Source organism: Sulfuricurvum sp. RIFOXYD12_FULL_44_77 (assembly GCF_001830725.1).
Lineage (GTDB): Bacteria > Campylobacterota > Campylobacteria > Campylobacterales > Sulfurimonadaceae > Sulfuricurvum > Sulfuricurvum kujiense_A.
Genome location: NZ_MIBU01000074.1, coordinates 1 through 2,874 on the forward strand (window position 1 = coordinate 1; position 2,874 = coordinate 2,874).

Annotated in this window: 4 protein-coding genes; all 4 read right to left on the reverse strand. The window is 46.9% G+C overall.

The window, feature by feature from the left end:
- On the reverse strand, positions 1-533 hold a 533-nt coding region (locus A2517_RS03440; protein WP_294894159.1), incomplete at its 3' end, for an AAA family ATPase.
- A gap of 2 nt (positions 534-535) precedes the next feature.
- Complete coding sequence (locus tag A2517_RS03445; RefSeq protein ID WP_294894161.1) at positions 536-934, reverse strand: secondary thiamine-phosphate synthase enzyme YjbQ; 399 nt, start codon at positions 932-934, stop codon at positions 536-538.
- Positions 931-1,875: a pseudouridine synthase gene (locus A2517_RS03450; protein WP_294894164.1), complete on the reverse strand. Its 945-nt coding sequence runs from the start codon at positions 1,873-1,875 to the stop codon at positions 931-933. Before A2517_RS03450 ends, A2517_RS03445 begins: the two co-directional genes overlap by 4 nt.
- Positions 1,872-2,840 (reverse strand): SIS domain-containing protein, encoded by a 969-nt coding sequence (locus A2517_RS03455; RefSeq protein ID WP_294894166.1) that lies wholly within the window; start codon positions 2,838-2,840, stop codon positions 1,872-1,874. The genes A2517_RS03450 and A2517_RS03455 overlap by 4 nt, the downstream gene beginning before the upstream one ends.
- Positions 2,841-2,874 lie beyond the last annotated feature (34 nt).

The window sequence follows — 2,874 nt, forward strand, 5'->3', positions numbered from 1 at the left end:
GAACTGGCAATCAAATACTCTCGCGCCTCCTCATCCATTTCAACGGAAGTACGGACTAACAAATCTTCTAACGCTTCATGCCCTATTGAATAGAGTTCAAACAGCAATGAGCGTGAACGCATCGCCGCAGTAAGGCTGAAATAGGGATTTTCCGTCGATGCCCCGATCACTAACACACTGTTTTTTTCCATAACGGGGAGTAACACTTCTTGCTGGTTTTTTGCAAGACGATGCACCTCATCAATAAAAATCAAAGGCTTAGTGAGTGACCCTTCATATTGGTCAAAAATCTTTCGCAAATTCTCGATTTTCAAAGAGGTTGCATTAAATTCATAAAAGGGGAGGCCCATTACCTCGGCGATAATCCGAGCCAGTGTCGTCTTGCCGCATCCGGGAGGGCCGTAAAAAAAAGAGTGGGCAAGATTGCCTCCCTCGCAAAGAGATCGCAGAGGTGCATCAGGTGAACAAAGGTGATTTTGACCTACCACATCGTCAAATTTTTTCGGACGAAGCAGATAGGTAAAATCAGCCATTATCAGCCTGCAATAACTTTGATAATTACTTCACGCTCTTGACGCGGGCCGTCAAATTCACCGAAGAAAACACCCTGCCATTTTCCGAACATCGGGCGGCCGTCGTGAACGGGGATAGAGACTGAGGCCCCCATACGAGATGATTTGAGATGAGCCGCCGCATTACTGCCGACATGCGCATATTGTCCATCACTCGGAATGACTTTTGAGAGGGCGGAAAGAAGATCACGACGGAGATTTTGGTCTGCATTTTCAAACAAAAAGACACTTCCTGTCGTATGGGGAGTGAAAACGACACAAATCCCCTCTTTAATGCCCGAAGTAATAACGGCCTCTTTCACTTCAGAACTGATATCCATCAGTTGTGTTTTATGACTGGTTGGGAATTTGAGTGTTTTCATTTTTTACCACCTTTTGAAAATTTAGAGTCAGGCTTATATTTGTTAGTACTAAAAGGCTCATTGCTAGGCTTCGCTTTAGCTTTTGCCTTATCTTTAGTAAATGTTTTTGCCGGTTTATGTTCCGGTTTCCCCTCTGCTCTTGGGGCTTTTTTCTCATTTTTTTGTTTTTGTTTTTCCGCTTTTTCAACCGCATCTAGAAACTCACGTAAGTTGGAATACTCACTTCGCTCCAAAAAGCGTACTTTTCCGGTCGGGAGGTTATTAAGCTCGATCCCGCCGAAACTAAGCCGTTTCAAATCCACGATTTCTGCACCAAAATGGGCAAAGAAACGGCGTAATTCGCGGTTCTGCCCCTCTCCGATGGCAACTTTTAGGATCGAATAATCCCCTTGGTCTTTCTGCACCTGATAGGCGTAAAAAGGGGCAAAGCTCATAGGCCCAGCATCTGCGTGTTCATGGGCTCCGGCACTCGCATCTTCGAGTTCCAATCCCTCGCCCATAGCGATTTTCATCCCCTCGGTTACAGGACCCTTGATCTTGATCTTATAGACCCGCTCCATCTTAGAGGTCATCAACGCCGTTGCAACACGCGACGCATCGGTGAGGAGCAATAACCCCTCAGAAGCAAAGTCGAGCCGCCCGACCGGAATATAATGGCGATACTGTTTTGCAAGAGAATCGTAAATGGTTTTACGCCCTTGAGGATCTTTTTTCGTCACCAGCTCACCGCGCGGTTTGTTATAAACGATAACGGTAAATTGGTCACTCGGAACAATCTTGTTTCCGCTGATCATGACGTTGGCATTACGCTCGTCTACCTGTATCGCAGGATTGGTTTCAACTTCACCGTCAATTCGGACATAGCCATCCAAAATAGCCTGATCGGCTTCACGGCGTGAATAGGTCGAGTAGTGGGCAATATATTTATTAAGTCGCATCATGAGATACCTGCTTCCACGAGTGTATGAAGATGCAATGCACCTCTAATGAGGCCGGAGGAATCGGTCACCACCAGCAACTGAATTTTTTTGGTCTCGATCAACACCAGCGCATCACTGGCCAACATCGTCGCATCGTCAATGACGAGAGGATTTTTCGTCGCATACTCATACGCAGGAGTATCTAAAGAAAAGGTCTCACTCAAAAGAGCACGACGAATATCACCGTCACTCAAAAGACCGGAGAGTCTCCCTGATCCGTCGGTGAGCATAACTGTACCCAGCCGCCCCTCGCTGAGAGTCAATATCGCCTCTTTAAGGGGAGTATTTTCATTGACGATCGGTAAGTTCTCCGTTCGCATCAAATCAGATACTTTCACAAACAACCGTTTACCGAGTGCTCCGCCGGGATGAAATGAGGCAAAATCCTCTTTTTGAAAGTTACGAGCTTTCATCAAACACACCGCCAAAGCATCCCCCAACGCAAGGGTCAACGTCGTCGAACTGGTAGGGGCGATATCAAGCGGACATGCTTCGACAGTGACATTGATGTTTATCACCTCATCGCTGTAGCGTCCAAGTGTCGAGGCGGCGTTTCGTGTCATCCCGATCAAAGGGATATTAAAACGTTTGATATGAGGGAGAATAGAGCTGAGCTCAGGGCTCTCGCCGCTGTAACTGATGGCGAGAACCGCATCCTCTTTCCCGATCATCCCCAAATCGCCATGCAGCGCTTCGGTAGGGTGGAGAAAAAAGCTCGGAGTTCCTGTGGAAGCAAGCGTTGCGGCGATTTTGGCACCGATAAGCCCCGATTTTCCTACTCCGGTAATAACAAGTTTACCTTTACACGCAAGGATGATCTCTACGGCACGAATGATCTCTTCCCCGAGTCGTTCGGAGGCCTCGCGAAGTGCGTCCGCTTCAATTTCAAGTGTGTTTTTGGCTATTGCGATATAATCGTTGTTCATAAAAGTTATTATAGCTCAATAACCCTTTAAAACT

What these genes read in the sequence shown, in the direction of transcription:
- A2517_RS03445 (WP_294894161.1), bottom strand. Translation starts at nt 934, where the DNA reads ATGAAAACACTCAAATTCCCAACCAGTCATAAAACACAACTGATGGAT.
- A2517_RS03450 (WP_294894164.1), bottom strand. Translation starts at nt 1,875, where the DNA reads ATGATGCGACTTAATAAATATATTGCCCACTACTCGACCTATTCACGC.
- A2517_RS03455 (WP_294894166.1), bottom strand. Translation starts at nt 2,840, where the DNA reads ATGAACAACGATTATATCGCAATAGCCAAAAACACACTTGAAATTGAA.